Origin of the sequence: Streptococcus infantis, from assembly GCF_047463635.1 — a bacterium.
GTDB classification, from domain to species: Bacteria; Bacillota; Bacilli; order Lactobacillales; family Streptococcaceae; genus Streptococcus; species Streptococcus infantis_W.
Genome location: NZ_JASHDL010000005.1, coordinates 17,184 through 40,261, shown reverse-complemented (window position 1 = coordinate 40,261; position 23,078 = coordinate 17,184). Strand labels below are relative to the sequence as shown.

The 23,078-nt window shown below is 41.7% G+C and carries 22 protein-coding genes; 20 read left to right on the top strand and 2 right to left on the bottom strand.

The window, feature by feature from the left end:
• The first annotated feature begins 50 nt into the window (after nt 1-50).
• From racE to QM867_RS04345, 11 genes are all read left to right on the top strand, one after another.
• Entirely contained in the window at nt 51-845 is a 795-nt protein-coding gene (gene racE, locus QM867_RS04395) for a glutamate racemase (RefSeq protein WP_414315241.1), read from the top strand.
• Entirely contained in the window at nt 842-1,813 is a 972-nt protein-coding gene (locus QM867_RS04390) for a nucleoside-triphosphate diphosphatase (protein WP_414315240.1), read from the top strand. The genes racE and QM867_RS04390 overlap by 4 nt, the downstream gene beginning before the upstream one ends.
• Nucleotides 1,789-2,310, top strand: coding sequence for a metallophosphoesterase (locus tag QM867_RS04385; RefSeq protein ID WP_006151436.1), 522 nt, complete (start codon nt 1,789-1,791; stop codon nt 2,308-2,310). Before QM867_RS04390 ends, QM867_RS04385 begins: the two co-directional genes overlap by 25 nt.
• Nucleotides 2,307-2,768, top strand: a complete 462-nt coding sequence (cbpB, locus tag QM867_RS04380) for a cyclic-di-AMP-binding protein CbpB (RefSeq protein WP_075231968.1) — start codon at nt 2,307-2,309, stop codon at nt 2,766-2,768. Before QM867_RS04385 ends, cbpB begins: the two co-directional genes overlap by 4 nt.
• Nucleotides 2,765-3,499: a site-specific tyrosine recombinase XerD gene (xerD, locus tag QM867_RS04375; protein WP_414315239.1), complete on the top strand. Its 735-nt coding sequence runs from the start codon at nt 2,765-2,767 to the stop codon at nt 3,497-3,499. The genes cbpB and xerD overlap by 4 nt, the downstream gene beginning before the upstream one ends.
• A complete protein-coding gene (locus QM867_RS04370) occupies nt 3,499-4,233 on the top strand; it encodes a segregation/condensation protein A (RefSeq protein ID WP_371608209.1) in 735 nt (244 codons plus the stop codon). The genes xerD and QM867_RS04370 overlap by 1 nt, the downstream gene beginning before the upstream one ends.
• A gap of 12 nt (nt 4,234-4,245) precedes the next feature.
• Nucleotides 4,246-4,815 carry an SMC-Scp complex subunit ScpB gene (gene scpB, locus QM867_RS04365; RefSeq protein ID WP_371608208.1) on the top strand — a complete coding sequence of 190 codons (570 nt, stop codon included), beginning with the start codon at nt 4,246-4,248 and terminating at the stop codon, nt 4,813-4,815.
• A complete protein-coding gene (locus tag QM867_RS04360; protein ID WP_414273925.1) occupies nt 4,802-5,527 on the top strand; it encodes a pseudouridine synthase in 726 nt (241 codons plus the stop codon). Before scpB ends, QM867_RS04360 begins: the two co-directional genes overlap by 14 nt.
• Entirely contained in the window at nt 5,527-5,781 is a 255-nt protein-coding gene (gene yidD / locus QM867_RS04355; protein ID WP_414273924.1) for a membrane protein insertion efficiency factor YidD, read from the top strand. The genes QM867_RS04360 and yidD overlap by 1 nt, the downstream gene beginning before the upstream one ends.
• A gap of 103 nt (nt 5,782-5,884) precedes the next feature.
• Nucleotides 5,885-6,949 (top strand): glutamyl aminopeptidase, encoded by a 1,065-nt coding sequence (gene pepA / locus QM867_RS04350; RefSeq protein ID WP_414273923.1) that lies wholly within the window; start codon nt 5,885-5,887, stop codon nt 6,947-6,949.
• 24 nt (nt 6,950-6,973) lie between these two features.
• A complete protein-coding gene (locus QM867_RS04345) occupies nt 6,974-7,270 on the top strand; it encodes a bacteriocin immunity protein (protein WP_414273922.1) in 297 nt (98 codons plus the stop codon).
• 96 nt (nt 7,271-7,366) lie between these two features.
• Here QM867_RS04345 and QM867_RS04340 read toward each other — a convergent pair whose 3' ends face one another.
• On the bottom strand, nt 7,367-8,998 hold the full coding sequence (locus QM867_RS04340) for a Na/Pi cotransporter family protein (protein ID WP_414273921.1): 1,632 nt from the start codon (nt 8,996-8,998) through the stop codon (nt 7,367-7,369).
• Between the two features lie 304 nt (nt 8,999-9,302).
• Between QM867_RS04340 and QM867_RS04335 the strand changes: the two genes are divergently transcribed.
• From QM867_RS04335 to folK, 8 genes are all read left to right on the top strand, one after another.
• Complete coding sequence (locus QM867_RS04335) at nt 9,303-14,306, top strand: endo-beta-N-acetylglucosaminidase (protein ID WP_414315238.1); 5,004 nt, start codon at nt 9,303-9,305, stop codon at nt 14,304-14,306.
• Nucleotides 14,307-14,534: 228 nt separating this feature from the next.
• Entirely contained in the window at nt 14,535-14,999 is a 465-nt protein-coding gene (tnpA, locus tag QM867_RS04330) for an IS200/IS605 family transposase (RefSeq protein ID WP_371560965.1), read from the top strand.
• A 294-nt stretch (nt 15,000-15,293) separates the two neighbouring features.
• Nucleotides 15,294-15,827: a hypothetical protein gene (locus QM867_RS04325; RefSeq protein WP_414315237.1), complete on the top strand. Its 534-nt coding sequence runs from the start codon at nt 15,294-15,296 to the stop codon at nt 15,825-15,827.
• A 374-nt stretch (nt 15,828-16,201) separates the two neighbouring features.
• Nucleotides 16,202-17,401, top strand: a complete 1,200-nt coding sequence (locus tag QM867_RS04320; protein WP_001096781.1) for a phosphoglycerate kinase — start codon at nt 16,202-16,204, stop codon at nt 17,399-17,401.
• Nucleotides 17,402-17,551: 150 nt separating this feature from the next.
• On the top strand, nt 17,552-18,496 hold the full coding sequence (folP, locus tag QM867_RS04315; protein WP_414315236.1) for a dihydropteroate synthase: 945 nt from the start codon (nt 17,552-17,554) through the stop codon (nt 18,494-18,496).
• A 1-nt stretch (nt 18,497) separates the two neighbouring features.
• Entirely contained in the window at nt 18,498-19,796 is a 1,299-nt protein-coding gene (locus tag QM867_RS04310; protein ID WP_414315235.1) for a bifunctional folylpolyglutamate synthase/dihydrofolate synthase, read from the top strand.
• Nucleotide 19,797: 1 nt separating this feature from the next.
• On the top strand, nt 19,798-20,352 hold the full coding sequence (gene folE / locus QM867_RS04305; protein WP_000380917.1) for a GTP cyclohydrolase I FolE: 555 nt from the start codon (nt 19,798-19,800) through the stop codon (nt 20,350-20,352).
• 40 nt (nt 20,353-20,392) lie between these two features.
• Entirely contained in the window at nt 20,393-21,205 is an 813-nt protein-coding gene (gene folK, locus QM867_RS04300; protein ID WP_414315234.1) for a 2-amino-4-hydroxy-6-hydroxymethyldihydropteridine diphosphokinase, read from the top strand.
• Between the two features lie 44 nt (nt 21,206-21,249).
• Here folK and QM867_RS04295 read toward each other — a convergent pair whose 3' ends face one another.
• Entirely contained in the window at nt 21,250-21,567 is a 318-nt protein-coding gene (locus QM867_RS04295; protein ID WP_315640517.1) for a DUF960 domain-containing protein, read from the bottom strand.
• 205 nt (nt 21,568-21,772) lie between these two features.
• Between QM867_RS04295 and ccpA the strand changes: the two genes are divergently transcribed.
• Nucleotides 21,773-22,780 (top strand): catabolite control protein A, encoded by a 1,008-nt coding sequence (gene ccpA, locus QM867_RS04290; RefSeq protein ID WP_301559553.1) that lies wholly within the window; start codon nt 21,773-21,775, stop codon nt 22,778-22,780.
• Nucleotides 22,781-23,078 lie beyond the last annotated feature (298 nt).

The window sequence follows — 23,078 nt, the reverse complement described above, 5'->3', positions numbered from 1 at the left end:
TGTAATGATAATGAACTATCAATCAGAAAAAATACTAGAAAGAAGACTGTATGGATAATCGACCAATTGGTTTTTTGGATTCGGGTGTCGGGGGCTTGACGGTTGTGCGTGAGCTCATGCGCCAGCTTCCCCATGAAGAAATCGTCTATATTGGAGATTCGGCACGGGCTCCCTATGGTCCCCGGCCTGCTGAGCAGATTCGTGAATATACTTGGCAGCTGGTCAACTTTCTTTTGACCAAGGATGTTAAGATGATTGTCATTGCTTGTAATACAGCAACGGCAGTCGTCTGGGAAGAGATTAAAGCTAAGTTGGATATTCCAGTACTGGGTGTGATTTTGCCTGGTGCATCAGCAGCTATCAAAGCAAGTCAAGGTGGGAAGATCGGTGTGATTGGAACTCCGATGACGGTAAAATCAGATATTTATCGACAAAAGATTCATGATCTAGACCCAGATTTACAAGTGGAAAGCTTGGCCTGCCCTAAGTTTGCTCCCTTGGTCGAGTCAGGTGCTCTATCGACCAGTGTGACCAAGAAAGTCGTTTATGAAACCTTGCGCCCCTTGGTCGGAAAAGTAGATAGCTTGATTTTAGGCTGTACCCATTATCCGCTCCTTAGACCTATCATCCAAAATGTCATGGGGCCTAAGGTTCAGCTGATCGATAGTGGAGCTGAGTGTGTACGTGATATCTCAGTCTTGCTCAATTACTTTGAGATTAACCGTAGCCGATATGCGGCGCCTCTTCAACACCGTTTTTATACAACTGCAAATAGCCAAAGTTTTACCCAGATAGGAGCAGAATGGCTGGAAAAAGAGATTCATGTGGAGCATGTAACATTATGACAAACAAAATTTATGAATACAAGGACGACCAGGACTGGTATGTCGGGTCCTACAGTGTTTTTGGTGGCATTCGGACTTTGACGGATGATGACTTAGAGTTTCCTTTGTTTGATTTAGCCAAAATCTTTCGAGATGAGGAGCGAGGATTTCCGCTTTCAGTTACCGTTTTACGATATGGTTCAGCCTATCGACTACTCTCTTTTGTGGTAGATATTCTCAACCAAGAAGCGGACCGAAACTTAGAAGTCATTCAACGTCAGGGTGCCTTGCTCTTAGTTGAACATGGCCAACTCTTGCATGTGGAATTGCCTAAAGAAGGAGTCGATGTGGAAGCCTTCTTTGAGACAAACAAGGTCAGAGAAACTTTACTGATTGCGACTCGTAACGAGGGCAAGACCAAGGAATTTCGAGCTATCTTTGACAAGCTAGGCTACGATGTGGAAAATCTCAATGACTATCCTGACCTGCCTGAAGTAGCAGAAACAGGCATGACCTTTGAAGAAAATGCCCGCCTTAAGGCAGAAACTATTTCTAAATTAACAGGCAAGATGGTTTTAGCTGATGACTCTGGTCTTAAAGTCGATGTTCTCGGTGGATTACCAGGTGTCTGGTCAGCTCGATTTGCAGGAGTAGGGGCTACTGACCAAGAAAATAATGCTAAACTCTTGCACGAGTTGGCTATGGTCTTTGAACTAAAGGACCGTTCAGCTCAATTCCATACAACCCTGGTCGTAGCTAGCCCAGGTAAGGAAAGCTTGGTTGTCGAAGCTGACTGGCCAGGCTACATTAACTTTGAACCTAAGGGTGAAAATGGTTTTGGTTATGATCCACTTTTCCTAGTAGGAGAAACTGGCAAATCATCAGCCGAATTAACCCTTGAAGAAAAAAATAGTCAATCCCACCGTGCCTTAGCCGTTAAGAAACTTTTGGAGGTATTTCCATCATGGCAAAGCAAACCATCATTGTAATGAGTGACTCCCACGGAGATAGCTTGATTGTAGAAGAAATCCGTGACCGTTATCTTGGGAAAGTTGATGCCATTTTTCACGATGGTGACTCGGAACTTCGCCCAGATTCACCACTCTGGGAAGGAATCCAGGTAGTCAGAGGAAACATGGACTTTTATTCAGACTATCCAGAACGTTTGGTGACTCAACTGGGTCCTACCAAGATTATCCAGACTCATGGACATTTGTTTGATATTAACTTCAATTTCCAAAAGCTTGATTTTTGGGCTCAAGAGGAAGATGCAGATATCTGTCTTTATGGGCACTTGCATGTTCCAAATGCTTGGATGGAAGGGAAGACCCTCTTTTTAAATCCTGGTTCTATCAGTCAACCACGTGGAACTATCAGAGAATGTCTCTATGCCCGTGTGGAGATTGATGATAGCTACTTTAAAGTGGACTTTTTGACACGGGACCATGAGGTCTATCCAGGCTTATCCAAGGAGTTTGCTCGATGATTGCCAAAGAGTTTGAACAGTTTTTACTGGAGCAAGAGGAAACCTTTTTAACTCCTGCTGAAAATTTGGCTGTGCTCATTGATACCCACAATGCAGATCATGCAACTCTCCTCCTTAGCCAGATGACCTATACCAGAGTGCCAGTAGTTACTGATGAGAAAGAATTTGTCGGAACCATTGGACTTAGAGACATTCTAGCCTACCAGATGGAGCAGGGCTTGAGTCAGGAAGCCATGGCAGATACGGATATCGTACATATGACCAAGAAGGACGTAGCAGTTGTCAGTCCAGACTATACACTGACGGATGTTTTACATAAGTTAGTGGATGAGTCTTTCCTACCAGTCGTTGACAAGGATGGTATCTTCCAAGGCATTATCACACGGAAGTCTATCCTTAAGGCTGTCAATGCTCTCTTGCATGACTTTAGTAAGGAATATGAGATTCGAAGCAAATGAGAGAAGGAATTTCAGCATTTTTAAAAGAAAAACAAGGTTTGTCTGTAAATTCTAAGCAATCCTATAAGTATGACTTGGAGCAATTTTTAGACCTTGTAGGAGAACGAATCTCTGAGACAAGTTTAAAAATCTACCAAGCTCAACTATCTCAGTTTAAAATCAGTGCCCAAAAGCGTAAGGTTTCTGCTTGCAATCAATTTCTTTACTTTTTATACCAGAAGGGGAAAATTGCTACCTTTTATCGTTTAGAATTGCCGAAACAGGCTGAGAAAAAGCAAGTTCAGTCAGAACTTTTAGATCTCAGTTCTTTCTGGCAAGAAAGTGCCTATCCAGAGGGACGCTTGTTGGCCTTACTGATAGTTGAATTGGGCCTCTTACCAAGTGAAATTCTAGCCTTAAAAACAAGTGATGTGAACCTAGATTTTCAAGTGTTGAGAGTCAATAAAGCTTCTCAACAAAGAATCTTGAGCCTTCCCACAAACCTGCTTGCGGAGTTAGAACCTTTGATGGGACAGAGCTACCTCTTTGAAAAAGCTGGGAAGCCCTATTCTCGTCAGTGGGCCTTTCGTCAGTTAGAAGCCTTTCTAAAGGAAAAAGGTTTTTCAGCCTTATCTGCCCAAGAATTGAGAGAACAGTTTATATTAAGACAAATCGAAGAAAAGGTTGACTTGTACGAAATTGCTAAAAAATTAGGATTAAAGACAGTCATGACCTTGGAAAAATATAGATAATGGATATTAAATTAAAAGATTTTGAAGGGCCTTTGGACTTGCTCCTACACTTGGTTTCAAAGTACCAGATGGATATCTATGATGTGCCGATTACAGAGGTTATCGAGCAATATCTAGCTTATATCTCGACCTTACAAGCCATGCGTTTAGAGGTGGCAGGTGAATACATGGTCATGGCTAGTCAACTCATGCTAATCAAGAGTCGCAAGCTCTTGCCAAAGGTTGCAGAAGTGACGGATTTAGAGGATGACCTAGAGCAGGATCTCCTTTCTCAAATCGAAGAATACCGTAAGTTTAAACTTTTGGGAGAGCAGTTGGAAGTGAAGCATCAAGAACGAGCTCGATATTACTCAAAAGCGCCGACAGAGTTGATTTATGAGGATGCTGAACTTGTGCATGATAAGACGACGATTGATCTTTTCTTAGCCTTTTCAACCTTACTGACCAAGAAAAAGGAAGAATTCTCGAAAAGTCACACAACAATCTTACGAGATGAGTATAAGATTGAGGATATGATGGTTATCGTCCGAGAAGCCTTGGTTGAAGGTGAGCAATTATGCTTGCAGGATTTGTTTAAAGAAACCAAGGATTTACAAGAGGTCATCACACTATTTTTAGCAACCTTGGAGTTGATTAAAACCCAAGAAATTCTCTTGATTCAAAAAGAGAGCTTTGGAGATATCTATCTCCTGAAAAAGAATGAGGAAAATCAAGTAGAGCAGAGTCAAGCTTGATAGAGAGGGAATATGAGTACTTTAGCAGAAATAGAAGCGCTCTTGTTTGTAGCGGGTGAAGAGGGGATTAGGATTCGCCAGTTGGCTGAGCTCCTTTCTTTGCCACCGACTGGTATCCAGCAAAGCTTAGAAAAATTAGCCAAAAAGTATGAAAAAGACCAGGATTCCAGTTTAGCCTTGATTGAGACAGGTGGTGCCTACAGATTGGTAACCAAGCCTCAATTCGCAGCCGTTTTGAAAGAATACTCTAAGGCACCTATCAATCAGAGCCTGTCTCGGGCTGCCCTTGAAACCTTGTCCATCATTGCTTATAAGCAGCCTATCACACGGATAGAGATCGATGCTATCCGGGGGGTTAATTCAAGTGGAGCGCTAGCTAAGTTGCAAGCCTTTGACTTGATAAAAGAAGACGGGAAAAAAGAAGTTCTTGGACGCCCTAATCTCTATGTAACGACGGATTATTTCCTGGATTACATGGGTATTAATCATTTGGAAGAATTGCCAGTGATAGATGAGCTTGATATTCAAGCACAAGAAAGCCAATTATTTGGTGAAAGGATAGAAGAAGATGAGAATCAATAAATATATTGCCCACGCAGGTGTGGCCAGTAGGAGAAAAGCAGAAGAGTTGATCAAGCAGGGCTTGGTGACTGTCAACGGTGAGGTAGTACGTGAACTAGCGACGACTATCAAGTCAGGAGACAAGGTCGAAGTTGAAGGCCAACCCATCTACAACGAAGAAAAGGTCTATTATCTGCTCAATAAACCACGTGGTGTAATTTCCAGCGTGACAGATGACAAGGGCCGCAAGACTGTTGTTGACCTTTTACGCAATGTTAAAGAACGGATTTATCCGGTAGGGCGTTTGGATTGGGATACATCTGGAGTTTTGATTTTGACCAACGATGGGGACTTTACAGACGAGATGATTCACCCTCGAAATGAGATTGACAAGGTCTATGTTGCGCGTGTTAAAGGTGTAGCTAACAAGGAAAATCTTCGTCCTTTGACTCGTGGAGTTGAGATTGAAGGCAAGAAAACCAAGCCAGCTGTTTATGAAATTCTAAAAGTAGATCCTGTTAAAAACCGTTCGGTTGTCCAGCTAACCATTCATGAAGGACGCAATCACCAGGTTAAAAAGATGTTTGAAGCAGTTGGTCTCCAAGTAGATAAACTTTCTCGAACTCGTTTTGGTCATCTAGACTTGACAGGACTTCGTCCAGGAGAATCACGCCGTCTTAATAAAAAAGAAATCAGCCAACTACACAACATGGCTGTAACAAATAATAAATAATGAAAAAAATCTTAATTGCGCCAGTGCGCTTTTACCAACGCTTTATCTCGCCAGCCTTTCCACCGTCTTGCAGATTTGAGCCTAGTTGTTCAAACTATATGATTCAGGCTATTGAAAAACATGGATTCAAGGGAGTTTTGATGGGCTTGGCTAGGATATTACGTTGCCATCCTTGGTCTGAAACGGGTAAAGATCCAGTACCAGATCATTTTTCATTAAAGCGAAATACAAGAGAAGAAGGATCACATTTGTGATTCTTTTATTGTTATAAGAGTAAGTTACTTGGTAAAATGTTGATTTCCACTACCTTTCTCCTATAAAAAGTGGTAAAATGGTTGAAAGAAAGAAGGGATAGAAATGACAACATTATTTTCTAAAATCAAAGAAGTAACAGAACTTTCCGCTATCTCAGGTCATGAAGCACCTGTCCGCGCTTATCTTCGTGAAAAAATTACACCTCACGTGGATGAAGTAGTGACAGATGGCTTGGGTGGTATTTTTGGTATCAAACATTCAGAAGTTGCGAATGCACCTCGCGTCTTGGTAGCATCTCACATGGATGAAGTTGGTTTTATGGTGAGTGAAATCAAACCAGATGGAACCTTCCGAGTCGTTGAAATCGGTGGTTGGAACCCGATGGTTGTTAGCAGCCAACGATTTAAACTCTTTACGCGTCAAGGACGTGAAATTCCAGTCATCTCAGGTTCAGTACCTCCACATTTGACTCGTGGGACAGGTGGACCAACCATGCCAGCTATTTCAGATATCGTTTTTGACGGTGGTTTTGCGGATAAGGCTGAGGCTGAAAGTTTTGGTATCCGTCCTGGGGACACAATCGTTCCAGACAGTAGCGCAATCCTAACAGCTAACGAAAAAAATATCATCTCAAAAGCATGGGACAACCGCTACGGAGTTCTCATGGTTAGCGAGTTGGCAGAAAACTTGTCAAGCCAAAAACTAGGCAATGAACTTTATCTTGGGGCTAATGTCCAAGAAGAAGTCGGACTTCGTGGTGCTCATGCATCTACAACAAAATTTGACCCAGAAGTATTCCTTGCTGTAGATTGCTCACCAGCTGGAGATGTTTATGGTGGCCAAGGTAAGATTGGTGATGGAACCTTGATTCGTTTCTACGATCCAGGTCACTTGCTTCTCCCAGGGATGAAAGATTTCCTTTTGACAACTGCTGAAGAAGCCGGAATCAAGTACCAATACTACTGTGGAAAAGGTGGAACTGACGCAGGTGCAGCTCATCTGAAAAATGGTGGAGTACCATCAACAACAATCGGTGTTTGTGCCCGTTATATCCACTCTCACCAAACACTTTATGCAATGGATGATTTCCTTGAAGCCCAAGCTTTCCTACAAGCCTTGGTGAAGAAATTGGATCGTTCAACGGTTGATTTGATTAAAAATTATTAAACTAAAAAGATGGAGGTGATAGGTATGGAAGAACCAAACCTAGAAACCTTGATACGGGACCTTTACAATCATGCCCGTCAAAACTTGAGTGAAGATTTAGTGGCTGCACTCCTAGAAACTGCCAAGCAATTGCCCAGCACCAATGAGCGATTATTGGCGGTACGACTTTCAGGTTTAGTTACACTCGAATTACTCCAAAATCCCAAAACACCAGCACCAGAGTTAGTCAATCTGGCCCGCTTTATCCAAAAGGAAGAAGCTAGGTACAAGGGCGCAGCTGCATCTTCCATTATGATTGGAGAACTATTTAAAATGCTTTGATTCCATTGTGAATCAAAGCATTTTTCTATACGTTAGAAAAGATACTCTCGAGTAAGAGATGAAAAAACCACCTAAGTCAAGGTGGCTTCTTATCTATTAAATTTGTTCTGCCAAAACCTTTTCGGCCAGGTTCATAGCGTGGTCTGACACACGAGTGTAGTGTGAAATAATATCAATAAAGTTGACACCAGCTTGGGTAGAACATTCGCCGTTGTTGAGACGTTTAATGTGAGTCTTACGAAGGACGCGTTCCATCTTGTTGATGGCTTCATGGCGTTCAATAAGAGCTTGAGCTTTTTCAAGGTCATTGTTTTCAACACTCTCAAGAGCATCTTTAACGAAATCGCTTGTTTGACGGTAAATATCTTCCAACTCTTCTAAGGCTGAGTTAGAGAATTGAACATTCTTGCGTTGCAAGTAGTCATTAAGATTAATCAAAGCTTCAGCGTGGTCACCGATACGTTCCAAGTCTCGAGAAGAATCAAGGATGTTGGTTAAGACTTCACTCTCTTTTTGACTCAATGCTTCACTAGATAGACTAATGAGGTAACGTGTTAATTTCTCGTCGATTGTGTTGATAGCTTCTTCCGTCTTGTGTCCTTTTTCAGCTACTTTATCGTCAGAATTGATGATGTAGTCATAAGAAAGGTCAAATGCTTTAACCGCATAGTTTCCTAGGTGCAAGAGTTCTTTCTTGGCATTTCCTAGGGCGATAGAAGGGGCTTGCTTGATGAGTTGTTCATCCAAGTAAAGAGGTTCGTATTTAACAACTTCGTCTTCACCAGGGATTAGCTTAGTAACAAAGTAAGCCAGAGCACCGATGAATGGGAATTGTACAATGGTGTTACTTACGTTGAAGGCACCGTGTGAGAAGGCAATCGTCATCTCGGGTGAGAGGTGAAGTAGTGCCTGGAAGTACTCGATCATCGCAGTGAATGGGCCTAACAAGATTAAGCAGAGGATGGTTCCTAAAACGTTAAAAGTAACGTGTGTTGCTGCAACTCGTTTAGCAGAAATATTTGCTCCGGCTGCTGCGATAATAACTGTTAAGGTTGTACCGATATTATCTCCGAATAGGACTGGTAGTGCCCCTTTGAGGTCGAGGAATCCACCTGCATAAAGACCTTGTAGAATCCCGATGGTTGCAGAAGATGCCTGAATCAGAACGGTAATGACAGCACCAGCCACAACTCCCAAGATAGGATTTTGCCCCAAGGTAATCATGTATTCCTTAAACTGAGGCAAGTCTTTAAGAGGGCTCATCCCAGCACTAATGAGGTTGAGGGCGTAGAAGATACCACCCACACCAAAAAGGATACGTCCAATATTATTTGCAGTACGGTTTTTTGTAAAGAATAAGAACATGGTTCCAAGGAAAATCAAGGGAAGGGCATACTCACCAAGTTTGAAACCGATGATGAAGGACGTTACGGTCGTTCCAATATTGGCTCCCATGATAATCCCGATGGCCTGTCTAAGGGTGAGGAGACTAGCACTAACCAGTCCAACCGTAATAACCGTTACACCTGTACTTGACTGGATGAGGGCAGTGACGACAATCCCCACTAAGACCCCTAAGAAGGGATTACTTGTGTATTTGTCAATGTAATAACGAAGGCGATCTCCAGCAGCTTGTTGCAAACCGTCTCCCATGGTCTTGATACTATACAAAAACAGTCCCAGACCACCTAAAAAGTGAAAAATAATTTCCTGCCAATTAATGGACATTTTCTTTTTCCTCCGAAAAATAATCGCGGAATTTCTCCCATTCTATTTTAAAGGATAAAAGTAAATCTAACAAGTAGTAAATGCTCTTTTTTTAGAAAAATGTTGATTTTATTCGAAAAATGGCAGATGATTGTCTAATTTATATTAATTCTTCACTTCTTTATAGTTCTTAAAGGGCCAGTGTTGACTCTTTTTCTAAATATCGTAAAATAAAAATGACCTGTTCTGTGTATTTTTGGAACAGCTACTTTTTTAATTCAAAAATAAAGCGCTTACTTTCAGGAGGAAGTCAAAGGAGAAAAAGATGAAGAATCCATTTTTTGAAAAACGTTGTCGCTATAGTATTCGAAAATTGTCAGTGGGTGCCTGCTCATTGATGATTGGTTCAGTTCTATTTGCAGGTCCAGCTTTGGCTGAAGAGTCTGTCGTTCCAGAAAATGGGACAACAACTACAGCAGTAGTTTCAGAGCAACCGTCAACCACTACTCCAGCAGAAGCAACTACACCAGCACCAGAAGTATTGAAAGAGCTAGAAGCAAGGGAAGACAAGGAAAGTGAGCAACCAGTTTTAGAAGAAAAACCAAGTTTGGATCAATTGACTGCAGCTGATAAGGAAGCAACTAGCCCAGCTGCTGAAACTCCTAAGGTTGAAGAAACGCCTGCTACTACAGAAAATAAGCCAGAAGAAAAAGCAACAGTCTCTGACGTTCCTAAGAAAGAAGAAAAAAGTCTTCGACCAAAAGAAATTAAGTTTGACACTTGGGAAGATTTGTTGAAATGGGAACCAGGTGCCCGTGAAGACGATGCTATTAACCGATCTTCAGTAGAACTAGCCAAGCGCTATCGTGGACATGTTGTCAATGAAAAAGCTAATAAGGATGCCAAGGTTGAAGCCCTTGCCAATACTAACTCTAAGGCTAAAGACCATGCTTCTGTAGGTGGTGAAGAGTTTAAGGCCTATGCTTTTGACTACTGGCAATACTTGAATTCCATGGTCTTCTGGGAAGGGCTTGTTCCAACTCCAGACGTGATTGATGCTGGTCACCGTAATGGTGTTCCTGTATTAGGAACTTTGTTCTTTAACTGGTCTAACAGTATTGCAGACCAAGAAAAATTTGCTGCAGCCCTTCAACAAGACGAAGACGGAACATTCCCTATCGCTCGCAAGTTGGTTGATTTGGCCAAATATTATGGATTTGACGGCTACTTTATCAACCAAGAAACAACAGGTGATATCGTAACACCTCTTGGTAAGAAAATGCGTGACTTCATGCTTTATACCAAGGAATATGCTGCCAAAGTCAACCATCCTGTCAAGTATTCTTGGTACGATGCCATGACCTATGAATATGGTCGTTATCACGAAGATGGACTTGGTGAATACAACTATCCATTCATGCAAAAAGAAGGGGACAAGGTTCCTGCAGACCACTTCTTTGCCAACTTTAACTGGACTAAAGAGAAAAATGATTACTCTGTAGCTATGGCTAAATGGCTAGAACGCAGTCAGTATGATGTTTTTGCAGGTTTGGAATTGCAACAAGGTGGTTCTTACAAGACAAAAGTGAAATGGGATGCCCTTTTTGATGAGAACGGCAAACTTCGCTTATCACTTGGACTTTTTGCCCCAGATACTATCACGAGTCTTGGGAAAACAGGTGAAGACTATCATAAGAATGAAAATATCTTCTTCACAGGTTACCAAGGAGATCCAACTGGTCAAAAACCAGATGACAAGGACTGGTACGGGATTGCCAACCTCGTAGCTGACCGCACACCAGCAGTAGGCCGTACCTTTACAACATCCTTTAACACAGGACATGGTAAAAAATGGTTTGTGGACGGTAAAGTTTCCAAGGATTCTGAATGGAACTATCGTTCTGTATCAGGTATCTTGCCTACATGGCGTTGGTGGCAAACATCTTCAGCTGCCAAACTCCAAGCTGACTATGACTTTGAAGATGCCTACAATGGCGGAAATTCACTCAAATTTGCGGGTGATTTAGCTGAAAATACCAACCAAGATGTTCGTCTTTACTCTACAAAACTGGAAGTAACAGATAAAACAAAACTTCGTGTTGCCCATAAAGGTGGTAAGGGAAGCAAGGTCTATGTAGAGTTTGCGACTCAGAAAAACTATACCTATGGTGGCGAGAATGCTCGTAAAGAGCTGACTCTATCTGACGATTGGACAAAAGACGAATTTGACTTGAGTGCCTTGGCAGGTCAGACCATTTACGGTATCAAACTCACTTTTCAAAATACTGCTGCCCTTAAGGATTATCAATTTAACTTGGGTGAGTTGACTGTGTCAGATAATCAAGAGGCTCCTCAAGCACCAACAGCTCTTAAAGTAGCCAAACAATCTCTCAAAAATGCCCAAGAAGCGGAAGCTATTGTCCAATTTACAGGTAACAAAGATGCTGACTTCTATGAAGTTTATGAAAAGGATGGCGATGCTTGGCGCCTATTGACAGGCTCATCTGCCACTACTATCTACCTACCAAAAGTTAGCCGTTCAGCTAGTGCAACTGGCACTAGTCAAGAATTGAAGGTTGTCGCAGTTGGGAAGAATGGCCTTCGCTCTGAAGCTGCAATCACAAACTTTGACTGGGGAATGACGGTCCAAGATACCAGTCTTCCAAGACCTCTAGCAGAAAACATCGTTCCAGGAGCTACTGTTATCGGAAGTACCTTCCCAGACACAGAAGGCGGTGAAGGTATCGAAGGTATGTTGAATGGTACCATCACCAGCCTATCTGACAAATGGTCTTCTGCTCAGTTGAGTGGTAGTGTTGATATCCGTTTGACACAACCACGCCGTGTTGTTAGATGGGTTATGGACCATGCCGGTGCTGGTGGAGAATCTGTCAATGACGGATTGATGAATACTAAGGACTTCGACCTCTACTACAAGGATGAAGCTGGAGAATGGAAACTAGCTAAAGCCGTTCGTGGTAATAAAGCCCATGTTTCAGATATTACCCTCGATAGTCCAATTACGGCCCAAGACTGGCGTTTGAATGTTATCACATCTGACAATGGAACACCATGGAAAGCCATTCGTATCTACAACTGGAAGATGTATGAAGCTCTTGATACGGAGAGTCAAAACATTCCAATGGCTAAAGTGGCAGCGCGTGTCCTAACGGACAATAAGATTCAGCTTGGATTCTCAGAAGTTCCTGCTGGGGCTACCATCACAGTCTATGACAAGGCAGATTCACAAACTCCAATCGCTACCTTAAATACAGCAGTTGGAGGAGATTTGGCGACAGATCCATTGAGCTTTGAAAAACGTCCGAGCCTTCTATACTACCGTACACAATTGCCAGGTAAAGAAATCAGTAATACCCTTGCTGTAACGATTCCTCAGGATGAAAGAAAGATTAAGGCTGTTAGTCTAGAAGCAGCACCTAAAAAGGCAACTTATCAAGTTGGTGAGGAATTGAATCTTAAAGGTGGTCTTCTCCGTGTCAAATACGAAGGTGAAGAATCAGATGAAGTCATCAACCTTAGTCATGCAGGAGTTACTGTTAATGGCTACGACGCTCACCATCATGGCGAACAAGAGTTAACAGTAACCTATCTTGGTCTTCCAGTTGCAGGAAGTTTCAAGGTTCAAGTGACTGGTGAAGAAACTGGTCCAAAAGAAGTCGCAGCCTTGTATATTAGCAAGCAACCGAAAATTGACTACTTGGTAGGTGATGCTCTAGACTTATCAGAAGGACGTTTCAAGGTCTTGTATGATGATGAGACGGAGACTGAACATAGCTTTACAGACCAAGGAGTCGAAATTACAGGTTATGATTCTCAAAAGACAGGCCGTCAAAAACTTGAGTTGCACTATCAAGGACAAACTGTCGAATTTGATGTTCTAGTATCACCTAAGGCAGCCATTAACGACGAATATCTGAAACAAGAAATCACATCTGCTCAAGGACGCAAAGAAACATTAGCTTATACATTTGCGGATGCAGCAAAACAAGCAGCTCTAGTTGAGAAGATTGATGCAGCTAAAGCCATCTTAGAAAATCATGATGCTAGTCAAGAAGCAGTCAACCAGGCCTTGAATGACTTGAAACAAGCAGGTGCTGATTTGGATGGCAATCAACGTTATCAAACTGCTAGAGAAGAATTGGAAAGCTTGCTTGAATTCGTTCTTAAAAAAGATCCTCAATCTGAGTTGATTGCGCAAGCTGAGGCTTTATTATCTTCACAAACGCCAACTCCAGCAGCCTTTGCGGACATGAAAGAAAAGCTGAATAAGAAACTAGCTCCTGCAGAAGAAAGCCACCATGTGGGTAGCTTAGAAGAAGGTGAAACTGCTCCAACATTTGAAGCTCTACCTGAACTAGTGGTTGAAACAGAAACTCAAGCCTTCGAGCGTCAAGAACGTCCGTCAGGAGACCTCTTGTTGGGTGAACGTAGAATCGTTCAGGAAGGTGTAGAAGGGCAGGCTCGTCGTCTGATTGAAGTAGATGCCAAAGGTAACCGTACTCTTCTTAAAACAGAAGTAGTTAAGGAAGCTGTGGCTGAGATTGTTGAAGTTGGTACTAAGGTAGAAAGTAGTGTGCAACCATTGGACGGTTCTGGGAATCTTGTTCTCGAAAAACTAGAATTGGAAGTGAAAGAAGAAGCCGTAGCTTTCAATCACCAAGAGCGTCCAACAGCAGATCTTTTATTAGGTGAACGCCGTGTGGTTCAAGCTGGTGAAGCTGGGCAAGTCCGTCACTTGATTGAGATAGATGCTAAAGGCCATCGCACACTTCTTAAGACAGAGGTAGTCAAGGAAGCAGTGGCTGAGATTACTGAAGTTGGGACTAGGGTAGAAAGTAGTGTTCAACCATTGGACGGTTCTGGGAATCTTGTTCTCGAAAAACTAGAATTGGAAGTGAAAGAAGAAGCCGTAGCTTTCAATCACCAAGAGCGTCCAACAGCAGATCTTTTACTAGGTGAACGCCGTCTAGTTCAAGCTGGAATGGAAGGACTTCGTAGAAATCTTGTAGAAGTTGATGCAGAAGGCAACCGCAGTCTTAAGGGTACAGAACTTGTCAAAGAAACTGTTACTGAGATTGTTGAGATTGGGCCAAAAGTGGATACCCAAGATAACAAACCTCTTGCACCTGCTCCAGTAGCACAAGCAGCTAAGCAGGAACCAGCAAAAGCAGAAGCACAAGCTGAAAAACCTGAAGGAACACAACTTCCAAGTACAGGTGAAGGAGCAGATGCGAATCTCCTTGCTCTTGGCTTAGTTGGAGTTCTAGGTGGTTTTGGACTTCTCGCACAAAAGAAAAAAGAAGAGTAAGTTGAACTTCTAAATTACTGTCTGACAAGATAATAGTATTAAAAGGCAAGAGCCATTTTTGGCTCCTGCCTTTTTGCATTTATGTGACTTTCAGTCCGTCTCGCTCCGTTAGGTGCGAGACAAATAAACCACCCGCTATGCGGGTGCGCGTCGAAGGTTATACAAAAAAACTCCAAACGCGATACAATAAAGGTGTTCAAGCCAATTGTAAAGCGAAAGGAGAAAAATATGGCACAAAAGGCACATAGTTTATCACACACAAAGTGGATGTGTAAATATCACATTGTGTTCACCCTTAAGTATAGACGAAAAATCATTTATAATCAATATCGAAGTAGTTTGGGAGAAATATTCCACCGATTATGTAGTTATAAAGGTGTTGAGATTATCGAAGGACACTTAATGCCTGATCATGTACATGTGTTAGTAAGTATTCCACCAAGGATAAGTGTTTCAAGTTTCATGGGTTATTTAAAAGGCAAAAGTGCACTCATGATGTTTGACAAACACGCAAATCTCAAGTACAAGTTTGGGAATCGGCATTTTTGGGCAGAAGGTTATTATGTGAGTACGGTTGGACTCAATGAAGCCACAATTAAGAAATATATCCAAGAACAGGAAAAACATGATATAGCACTAGATAAATTAAGTGTGAAAGAATATGAGGATCCCTTTAGGGACAGTAGTAAGTAATACTCACGCCTCTTTAAGAAGTCAAGAGCAATGAGGCTTGAACAACGTGAAAGCCAGCGTCTTTAGGCGCTGGCTGGTAATTTGGGCTTATAGCCCTGGTACAAACCACCCGTTTGACGGGTGGTTATGATTCTTAGAATGATTATGTTAAGATTTTTATTATTTCATAAGGATTGTTGTAGTGAGATATCTGCATGTTTTGCTTTGAAGATTGATTATGTATATTGAGTTTTAAAAGCTACTTATCGTTAATCCCATCAAGAATTGGTTTGGGAATAAGAAAGGAAAAAGAAGATGAAAGCATTAAAAGTAGTCATTGCTGTAATCATTGTAGTAGTGAGCATTGGCTTAGTAGTATTTATAGGAGCGAGTATGTATGCTGTTACCACTATCAATTTGCTATCTAACTCAGTCTATTATGCGCAACGGATGCCTCATAAGGAAGGAACAGAACCCGACTTAGTCATGTTGATTGAAAACATGGGGGAGATTTATACTCCGAAAATTGAAGGTATTCGCTATGATGATGGAGCGAATTTTATCGAAAATTCTATCGATTCAAGTGGTTATCCTACAAGTTTTGGAGAGTCTGTTGGAGGTTATAGTTACAGTGATAAAAACGATGTGTCCTATAAGTTTAATAAAAATTTTGAGCTTGAGTGGGCCCTCGATAAAGAGTATAAAGAAATTGATACTGCAACAATTGATGAAACAAAGATAAAAGGAGAGATTAGAGAAACCCTTAAACCCATACTTGATGTACAGAGTAAACCCCTCATCAATCTGCAGTGGTTATTTAATAAAAAGTATCAAGACAGGTTTAATTAGAGATGCAGATAGGTCTTTAATTTGAAATTAAACTGAACAAAAGTGATTGAACTCTTAGAAATGCGATGCTGATATTTCTGAGAGTTTTTCTATCGCCATGCAAAACTTTCAAAATAGATTTTTAAAAATTGAACGGTTTCTGAAGAGTTAGTTCAAAAAATAAAGACACAACTCCAGACAGTAGCTCTTTCTCTATAAATGAGCAACATACCATAGATGAAGATAAAAACAGTGAGGAATTTTCACAGAGAGTAAAGATTGAGTTTTAATTACTGGAGAGACCTGTTTCAGGATAAAAGTTTAAGGTTTTGCTATCTCTTTTATTGATTTTGTGATATAATTAACACGTAAAAAAAATTAAGGAGTCTTTCCAAATGGCAAAATTGACTGTTAAAGACGTTGAGTTGAAAGGGAAAAAAGTTCTCGTTCGTGTTGACTTCAACGTACCTGTAAAAGATGGCGTGATTACTAATGACAACCGTATCACTGCAGCTCTTCCAACTATCAAGTACATCCTTGAACAAGGTGGACGTGCGATTCTTTTCTCTCACCTTGGACGTGTAAAAGAAGAAGCAGACAAGGCTGGTAAATCACTTGCTCCTGTAGCTGCTGACTTGGCTGCTAAATTGGGTCAAGAAGTTACATTCCTTCCAGGTGTAACTCGTGGTGCTGAATTGGAAGCAGCTATCAACGCTCTTGAAGATGGACAAGTTCTTTTGGTTGAAAACACTCGTTTTGAAGATGTTGACGGTAAGAAAGAATCTAAAAACGATCCTGAACTTGGTAAATACTGGGCATCACTTGGAGATGGTATCTTCGTAAACGATGCATTCGGTACGGCTCACCGTGCACACGCATCTAACGTTGGTATCTCAGCAAACGTTGAAAAAGCAGTTGCTGGATTCCTTCTTGAAAACGAAATTGCATACATCCAAGAAGCTGTTGAAGCTCCAGAACGTCCATTCGTGGCTATCCTTGGTGGTTCAAAAGTTTCAGACAAGATCGGTGTTATCGAAAACTTGCTTGAAAAAGCTGATAAAGTTCTTATCGGTGGTGGTATGACTTACACATTCTACAAAGCACAAGGTATCGAAATCGGTAACTCACTTGTAGAAGAAGACAAATTGGATGTCGCTAAAGCTCTTCTTGAAAAAGCAAACGGCAAATTAATCTTGCCAGTTGACTCAAAAGAAGCAAACGCATTTGCTGACTACACTGAAGTGAAAGACACTGAAGGTGAAGCAGTAGACCCAGGTTTCCTTGGTCTTGACATCGGTCCAAAATCTATCGCTAAATTTGACGAAGCTTTGACTGGTGCGAAAACAGTTGTATGGAACGGACCTATGGGTGTATTTGAAAACCCTGACTTCCAAGCTGGTACAATCGGTGTGATGGATGCTATCGTGAAACAACCAGGCGTTAAATCAATCATCGGTGGTGGTGACTCAGCTGCCGCAGCGATCAACCTTGGACGTGCAGACAAGTTCTCATGGATCTCTACTGGTGGTGGAGCTTCAATGGAACTCCTTGAAGGTAAAGTTCTTCCAGGACTTGCAGCATTGACTGAGAAATAAGAATATAGAAAAAGGAGGACTCAGGTTCTCCTTTTTTTGCGCTCTTTTGTAGTCTTAATGATATTAAGGAACTGAAAGATAATTGGACAGAATCCAAAAAAAACAGTAAAATAGAGAGATACCAATCTAAATGAAAATTGAGAGACTAGTGTGATAAAAAGAGAGAATCTTAGAAAAACATCTATTTGTGGAATTATCAATGTCACCCCTGATTCTTTTTCAGATGGGGGGAAGTTTTTTGCCGTTGAGGAAGCCTTGAAGCAGGCTAGAAAATTGATAGCTGAAGGTGCCACTATCTTAGATATCGGTGGGGAATCCACTCGACCTGGAAGTAGCTATGTAGAGATTGAAGAGGAAATCCAGCGTGTGGTTCCAGTCATTCAGGCTATTCGTCAAGAAAGTGATGTTCTGATTTCGGTCGATACTTGGAAGAGTCAGGTGGCAGAAGCAGCTTTAAATGCTGGTGCCAATATAGTCAATGACATTACAGGCCTTATGGGTGATGAGAAGATGGCAGAGGTGGTTGCTAAGGCTGGAGCTCAGGTAGTCATCATGTTTAATCCAGTTATGGCACGTCCTCAGCACCCTAGTTCACTTATCTTCCCTCATTTTGGATTTGGAGAGCCTTTTACAAAAGAAGACTTAGCAGACTTTGAACAACTATCAGTTGAAGAATTGATGTCAACTTTCTTTGATCGTGCTCTAGTAAGAGCGGAAAAAGCAGGGATTTCGAAAGAAAACATCATGCTGGATCCAGGGATTGGCTTTGGCTTGACCAAAAAGGAAAATCTCATCCTCCTACGTGATCTTGGAAAATTGCACAAAATGGGCTATCCTATCTTTTTAGGAGTCTCTCGCAAGCGCTTTGTCATCAATATCCTTGAAGAAAATGGATTTGAAGTAAATCCAGATACTGAAGCTGGTTTCCGAAATCGTGATACGGCTTCGGCTCATGTGACCAGCATTGCTGCTAGACAAGGTGTGGAAGTGGTGCGCGTGCACGATGTAGGCAGCCACAAGATGGCAGTCGAAATTGCGTCTGCTATCCGTCTGGCAGACCATGCGGAAAATTTAGATTTGAAACAATATAAGTAAGATGAATAAAAACGAAACCAATCAGTGGATTGCCCACTACCGGACAGACCAACCGCATTTCGGCTTGGAAAGAATGGTAGAGCTTTTAGCTTTACGAGGCAATCCCCATCTTAAGCTTAAGGTTATCCACATCGGTGGAACCAATGGCAAGGGATCTACCATAGCCTTTTTGAAAAATATGCTGGAAAAGATGGGGCTAAGAGTTGGAGTCTTTAGCTCACCCTATCTGATTCATTATACTGACCAGATTGCCATTAATGGGGAATCTATTCCAGAAGCAAGATTAGAGTCCTTGATGGCGGATTATCGTTCGCTACTTGAAGGGGAGTACGCTCAAGCCTTACAAGGAACGACAGAATTCGAGATTATCACTGCTATAGCCTATGATTACTTTGCCTCAGAGCAGGTCGATGTAGCGATTATGGAAGTTGGTATGGGCGGACTTTTGGATAGTACCAATGTTTGTCAGCCTATTCTAACAGGCATCACGACCATTGGGCTGGATCACGTAGCGCTTTTAGGGGATGGCTTGGAAGCCATAGCAGAGCAGAAAGCAGGGATTATCAAACAAGGAATTCCTCTAGTGACTGGTCATATTGTCCCAGAAGCCTTGGCTGTGATAGACCAAATTGCAGAGGAAAAACAGGCTGCTAGAATTTTTTATGGAAGAGATTATCAGGTAAGCCATCATGAGAGTATTGTGACTGGAGAGGTCTTTGACTATACAAGTGCTGTTAGACAAGGTCGTTTCCAAACAGGATTGCTGGGTTTGCACCAGATTGAGAACGCTGGGATGGCGCTGGCCTTGTTAGATAGCTATTGCCAAGCGACTGGTCGAGAATTGCCAGATAATGCTTTAGTGGCTCAAGCTTTAGAAGAAACAAGCTGGCCTGGACGCTTGGAAGTTGTTTCTAGAGAACCCTTGATGATTTTGGATGGAGCACACAATCCTCATGCCATCAAGGCCTTGTTGGCTACCTTGAAAGAACGCTTTACGGACTATCAGAAGGAAATCCTCTTTACTTGTATCAAAACCAAGGCCTTGGAGGATATGTTGGACTTGCTAGAAACCTTGCCCGGTACTAAGATTACGCTAACTCATTTTGAGGATAGTCGGGCGACGGATGAAAAAGTCTTGAAAGAGATGTCTGATTCTAGAAATCTCAACTACCAAGATTGGCAAAAATTTCTAGACCAAAAATTATCAGAAAATGAAGAGAAAAAAACAGTTAGGATTATCACGGGTTCATTATACTTTTTAGCCCAAGTGAGAGCCTACCTAATGGAGAGGAAAAATTAGAATGGATACACAAAAAATTGAAGCAGCTGTAAAAATGATTATCGAGGCAGTTGGTGAGGATGCAAATCGTGAAGGTTTGCAGGAAACACCTGCCCGTGTTGCTCGTATGTACCAAGAGATTTTTTCAGGTCTTGGGCAAACTGCAGAAGAGCACCTGTCAAAATCCTTTGAGATTATCGATGACAATATGGTAGTGGAAAAGGATATCTTTTTCCATACCATGTGTGAACACCACTTTTTACCATTTTATGGTCGAGCTCATATTGCCTACATTCCTGATGGGCGTGTAGCAGGCTTATCAAAGTTAGCTCGTACGGTGGAAGTCTACTCTAAAAAGCCACAGATTCAAGAGCGTTTGAATATCGAAGTGGCTGATGCCTTGATGGAGTATTTGGGAGCCAAGGGAGCCTTCGTTGTCATTGAAGCAGAACACATGTGTATGAGTATGCGCGGTGTTCGAAAACCAGGAACTGCAACCTTGACAACAGTGGCTCGTGGTCTATTTGAGACAGATAAGGATCTTCGTGATCAAGCTTATCGTCTCATGGGACTTTAAAAAATCCGCATTAAGCGGATTTTTCTAGAAAGGACTAGTTATGGATCAACTGCGAATTAAAGACCTAGAACTTTTCGCCTTTCATGGACTCTTTCCTAGTGAGAAGGAACTGGGGCAGAAGTTTGTCGTTTCAGCCACCCTATCCTATGATATGACCAAGGCGGCGACAGACTTGGATTTAACTGCTTCTGTCCATTACGGAGAACTTTGCCAGCAATGGACGACATGGTTTCAGGAAAATACTGAGGACTTGATTGAAACAGTAGCCTACAAACTAGTAGAGCGCACTTTTGAAACCTATCCAATAGTTCAAGAAATTAAACTGGAACTCAAAAAACCTTGGGCGCCTATCCATCTACCGCTGGATACTTGTTCAGTAACCATCCACCGTCGCAAACAGCGTGCCTTTATCGCTTTAGGAAGCAATATGGGGGATAAGGCGGCTAATCTCCAGCAAGCGATTGACAAAATGCAAGCTCGAGGCATCCACATTCTCAAAGAGTCTAGTGTCTTGACGACCGAGCCTTGGGGTGGTGTGGATCAGGATAGCTTTGCCAATCAAGTCATTGAAGTGGAAACCTGGTTGCCTGCTCCAATCTTGTTAGAAACCTTGTTAGCTATTGAGGCAGAAATGGGACGGATCAGAGAGGTGCATTGGGGACCTCGCTTGATTGACCTAGATTTGCTCTTTGTAGAGGATCAGATCATCTATACAAACGACCTCATTTTGCCGCATCCTTATATCGCTGAGCGACTCTTTGTCTTAGAGTCTCTGCAGGAAATTGCACCTCATTTCATCCATCCAGTCTTGGGACAACCAATTCGTCACTTGTATCAAGAATTGAAAAAATAAGAAAACTCTAGTTTCCGAAGTATTTACAGAGGAGACTAGAGTTTTTAAAATAGATCATTTTCTTCAGGGAGGAGAATAGTTTCCTTGCCATCCATATCTAGCACCAGAACTTTTGGTGGGTAGAGTGGATCAAAGGGATGATTAAAATCAAAGTCAATCGTAGTTGGTAGATGTTGACTAGAAAAACGAAAAGTGATGGAGCCTTCATGATTCAAAAGTCGAAATTCCAATTCATCTTCTAGCTCAAAAACATGCTTTAAAAAATGATCGATTATATACCAGATTGAGTCGATAACATCATCGGGTAGATTGGTCACCACACCGAAACTGGCACATCGTCTATGAGAATCTGTAAAAGCCATCCCTATCTCCTAATTGATTTTTTTATTATCATACTGCAAACTGCTAGAAAAATCAAGAAAAGTCAACTACCTTTAAAAAGATGAGAATGATTTTGAAATTTTTTCAACGAATCTTCATCAAATGCTTGAAAATGCTTACAATTAGTGGTAAAATGGAAACAGTGGAGTCATGAAAACAAAATTTTCAAAGTAGAAAGGAAACGGAATGAACACAGATGATACAGTAACAATTTATGACGTTGCCCGAGAAGCGGGAGTGTCAATGGCGACTGTCAGCCGTGTTGTCAATGGCAATAAGAACGTCAAAGAAAACACCCGTAAGAAAGTTCTAGAAGTCATTGATCGCCTTGACTACCGCCCTAATGCAGTAGCACGTGGTCTAGCAAGCAAGAAGACGACAACAGTTGGAGTCGTCATTCCAGATATCACAAACACTTATTTCTCTACCCTTGCTAAAGGGATTGACGATATCGCGGAAATGTACAAATATAACATCGTCCTTGCTAACAGTGATGAGGATGATGAAAAGGAAGTATCTGTGGTCAATACTCTCTTTTCTAAACAGGTGGATGGCGTTATCTTCATGGGTTATCATTTAACTGAGAAGATTCGCTCAGAGTTTTCACGCTCACGCACACCTGTGGTTCTTGCAGGAACAGTGGACGTAGAACACCAACTTCCAAGTGTCAATATTGACTATAAACATGCTACAGTTGATGCAGTCCGCCATCTTTTGAAGCGAAACAAAAAAATTGCCTTCGTTAGCGGACCATTAGTGGATGATATTAATGGTAAGATTCGCTTGGCTGGTTACAAAGATGCTTTGAAAGAAGCGGGAATCAACTATAGTGAAGGTCTTGTTTTCGAATCAAAATACCGTTATGATGATGGTTATGCCTTAGCAGAGCGTTTGATTTCTTCTAAAGCAACAGCAGCGATCGTAACAGGAGATGAACTGGCAGCAGGTGTGTTGAACGGACTTGCTGACAAGGGGGTTTCTGTACCAGAAGACTTTGAAATTATCACCAGTGATGATTCACAAATCGCGCGTTACACTCGTCCAAACCTAACCACCATTGCGCAACCTTTGTATGACCTTGGTGCTATTAGTATGCGTATGTTGACGAAGATTATGCATAAGGAAGAGTTAGAAGAGCGTGAAGTTCTTTTGCCACATGGTTTGGTAGAACGTCATTCAACTCGTAAAGATTAACAAGAAGAGGTCGGGATAAAAATCCCGACCTCGCTTTTTAGTAGTAAAAACTTTTTGGTCAATGGTTCAAGTATCAAGTTGATGGTAGAAGGCTTGCGGGGGTGACTAGAAAACAAGATTTGATCTAGTAATTTATATCTCACCGACTTTTTTATACTCAATGAAAATCAAAGAGCAAACTAAGAAACTAGCCGCAGGTTGCTCAAAGCACTGCTTTGAGGTTGTAGATGAAACTGACGAAGTCAGTAACCATACCTACGGCAAGGCGACGTTGACGAGGTTTGAATTTGATTTTCGA

Excerpts from the sequence above, each read along its gene's own strand:
- QM867_RS04360 (WP_414273925.1), top strand. The coding sequence starts at position 4,802 with ATGAGAATCAATAAATATATTGCCCACGCAGGTGTGGCCAGTAGGAGA.
- scpB (WP_371608208.1), top strand. The coding sequence starts at position 4,246 with ATGAGTACTTTAGCAGAAATAGAAGCGCTCTTGTTTGTAGCGGGTGAA.
- QM867_RS04325 (WP_414315237.1), top strand. The coding sequence starts at position 15,294 with ATGAAAGCATTAAAAGTAGTCATTGCTGTAATCATTGTAGTAGTGAGC.
- QM867_RS04385 (WP_006151436.1), top strand. The coding sequence starts at position 1,789 with ATGGCAAAGCAAACCATCATTGTAATGAGTGACTCCCACGGAGATAGC.
- QM867_RS04310 (WP_414315235.1), top strand. The coding sequence starts at position 18,498 with ATGAATAAAAACGAAACCAATCAGTGGATTGCCCACTACCGGACAGAC.
- QM867_RS04320 (WP_001096781.1), top strand. The coding sequence starts at position 16,202 with ATGGCAAAATTGACTGTTAAAGACGTTGAGTTGAAAGGGAAAAAAGTT.
- QM867_RS04295 (WP_315640517.1), bottom strand. The coding sequence starts at position 21,567 with ATGGCTTTTACAGATTCTCATAGACGATGTGCCAGTTTCGGTGTGGTG.
- QM867_RS04335 (WP_414315238.1), top strand. The coding sequence starts at position 9,303 with ATGAAGAATCCATTTTTTGAAAAACGTTGTCGCTATAGTATTCGAAAA.
- QM867_RS04370 (WP_371608209.1), top strand. The coding sequence starts at position 3,499 with ATGGATATTAAATTAAAAGATTTTGAAGGGCCTTTGGACTTGCTCCTA.
- QM867_RS04345 (WP_414273922.1), top strand. The coding sequence starts at position 6,974 with ATGGAAGAACCAAACCTAGAAACCTTGATACGGGACCTTTACAATCAT.
- folK (WP_414315234.1), top strand. The coding sequence starts at position 20,393 with ATGGATCAACTGCGAATTAAAGACCTAGAACTTTTCGCCTTTCATGGA.
- cbpB (WP_075231968.1), top strand. The coding sequence starts at position 2,307 with ATGATTGCCAAAGAGTTTGAACAGTTTTTACTGGAGCAAGAGGAAACC.
- tnpA (WP_371560965.1), top strand. The coding sequence starts at position 14,535 with ATGGCACAAAAGGCACATAGTTTATCACACACAAAGTGGATGTGTAAA.
- ccpA (WP_301559553.1), top strand. The coding sequence starts at position 21,773 with ATGAACACAGATGATACAGTAACAATTTATGACGTTGCCCGAGAAGCG.
- pepA (WP_414273923.1), top strand. The coding sequence starts at position 5,885 with ATGACAACATTATTTTCTAAAATCAAAGAAGTAACAGAACTTTCCGCT.
- QM867_RS04340 (WP_414273921.1), bottom strand. The coding sequence starts at position 8,998 with ATGTCCATTAATTGGCAGGAAATTATTTTTCACTTTTTAGGTGGTCTG.
- QM867_RS04390 (WP_414315240.1), top strand. The coding sequence starts at position 842 with ATGACAAACAAAATTTATGAATACAAGGACGACCAGGACTGGTATGTC.
- folE (WP_000380917.1), top strand. The coding sequence starts at position 19,798 with ATGGATACACAAAAAATTGAAGCAGCTGTAAAAATGATTATCGAGGCA.
- racE (WP_414315241.1), top strand. The coding sequence starts at position 51 with ATGGATAATCGACCAATTGGTTTTTTGGATTCGGGTGTCGGGGGCTTG.
- yidD (WP_414273924.1), top strand. The coding sequence starts at position 5,527 with ATGAAAAAAATCTTAATTGCGCCAGTGCGCTTTTACCAACGCTTTATC.
- xerD (WP_414315239.1), top strand. The coding sequence starts at position 2,765 with ATGAGAGAAGGAATTTCAGCATTTTTAAAAGAAAAACAAGGTTTGTCT.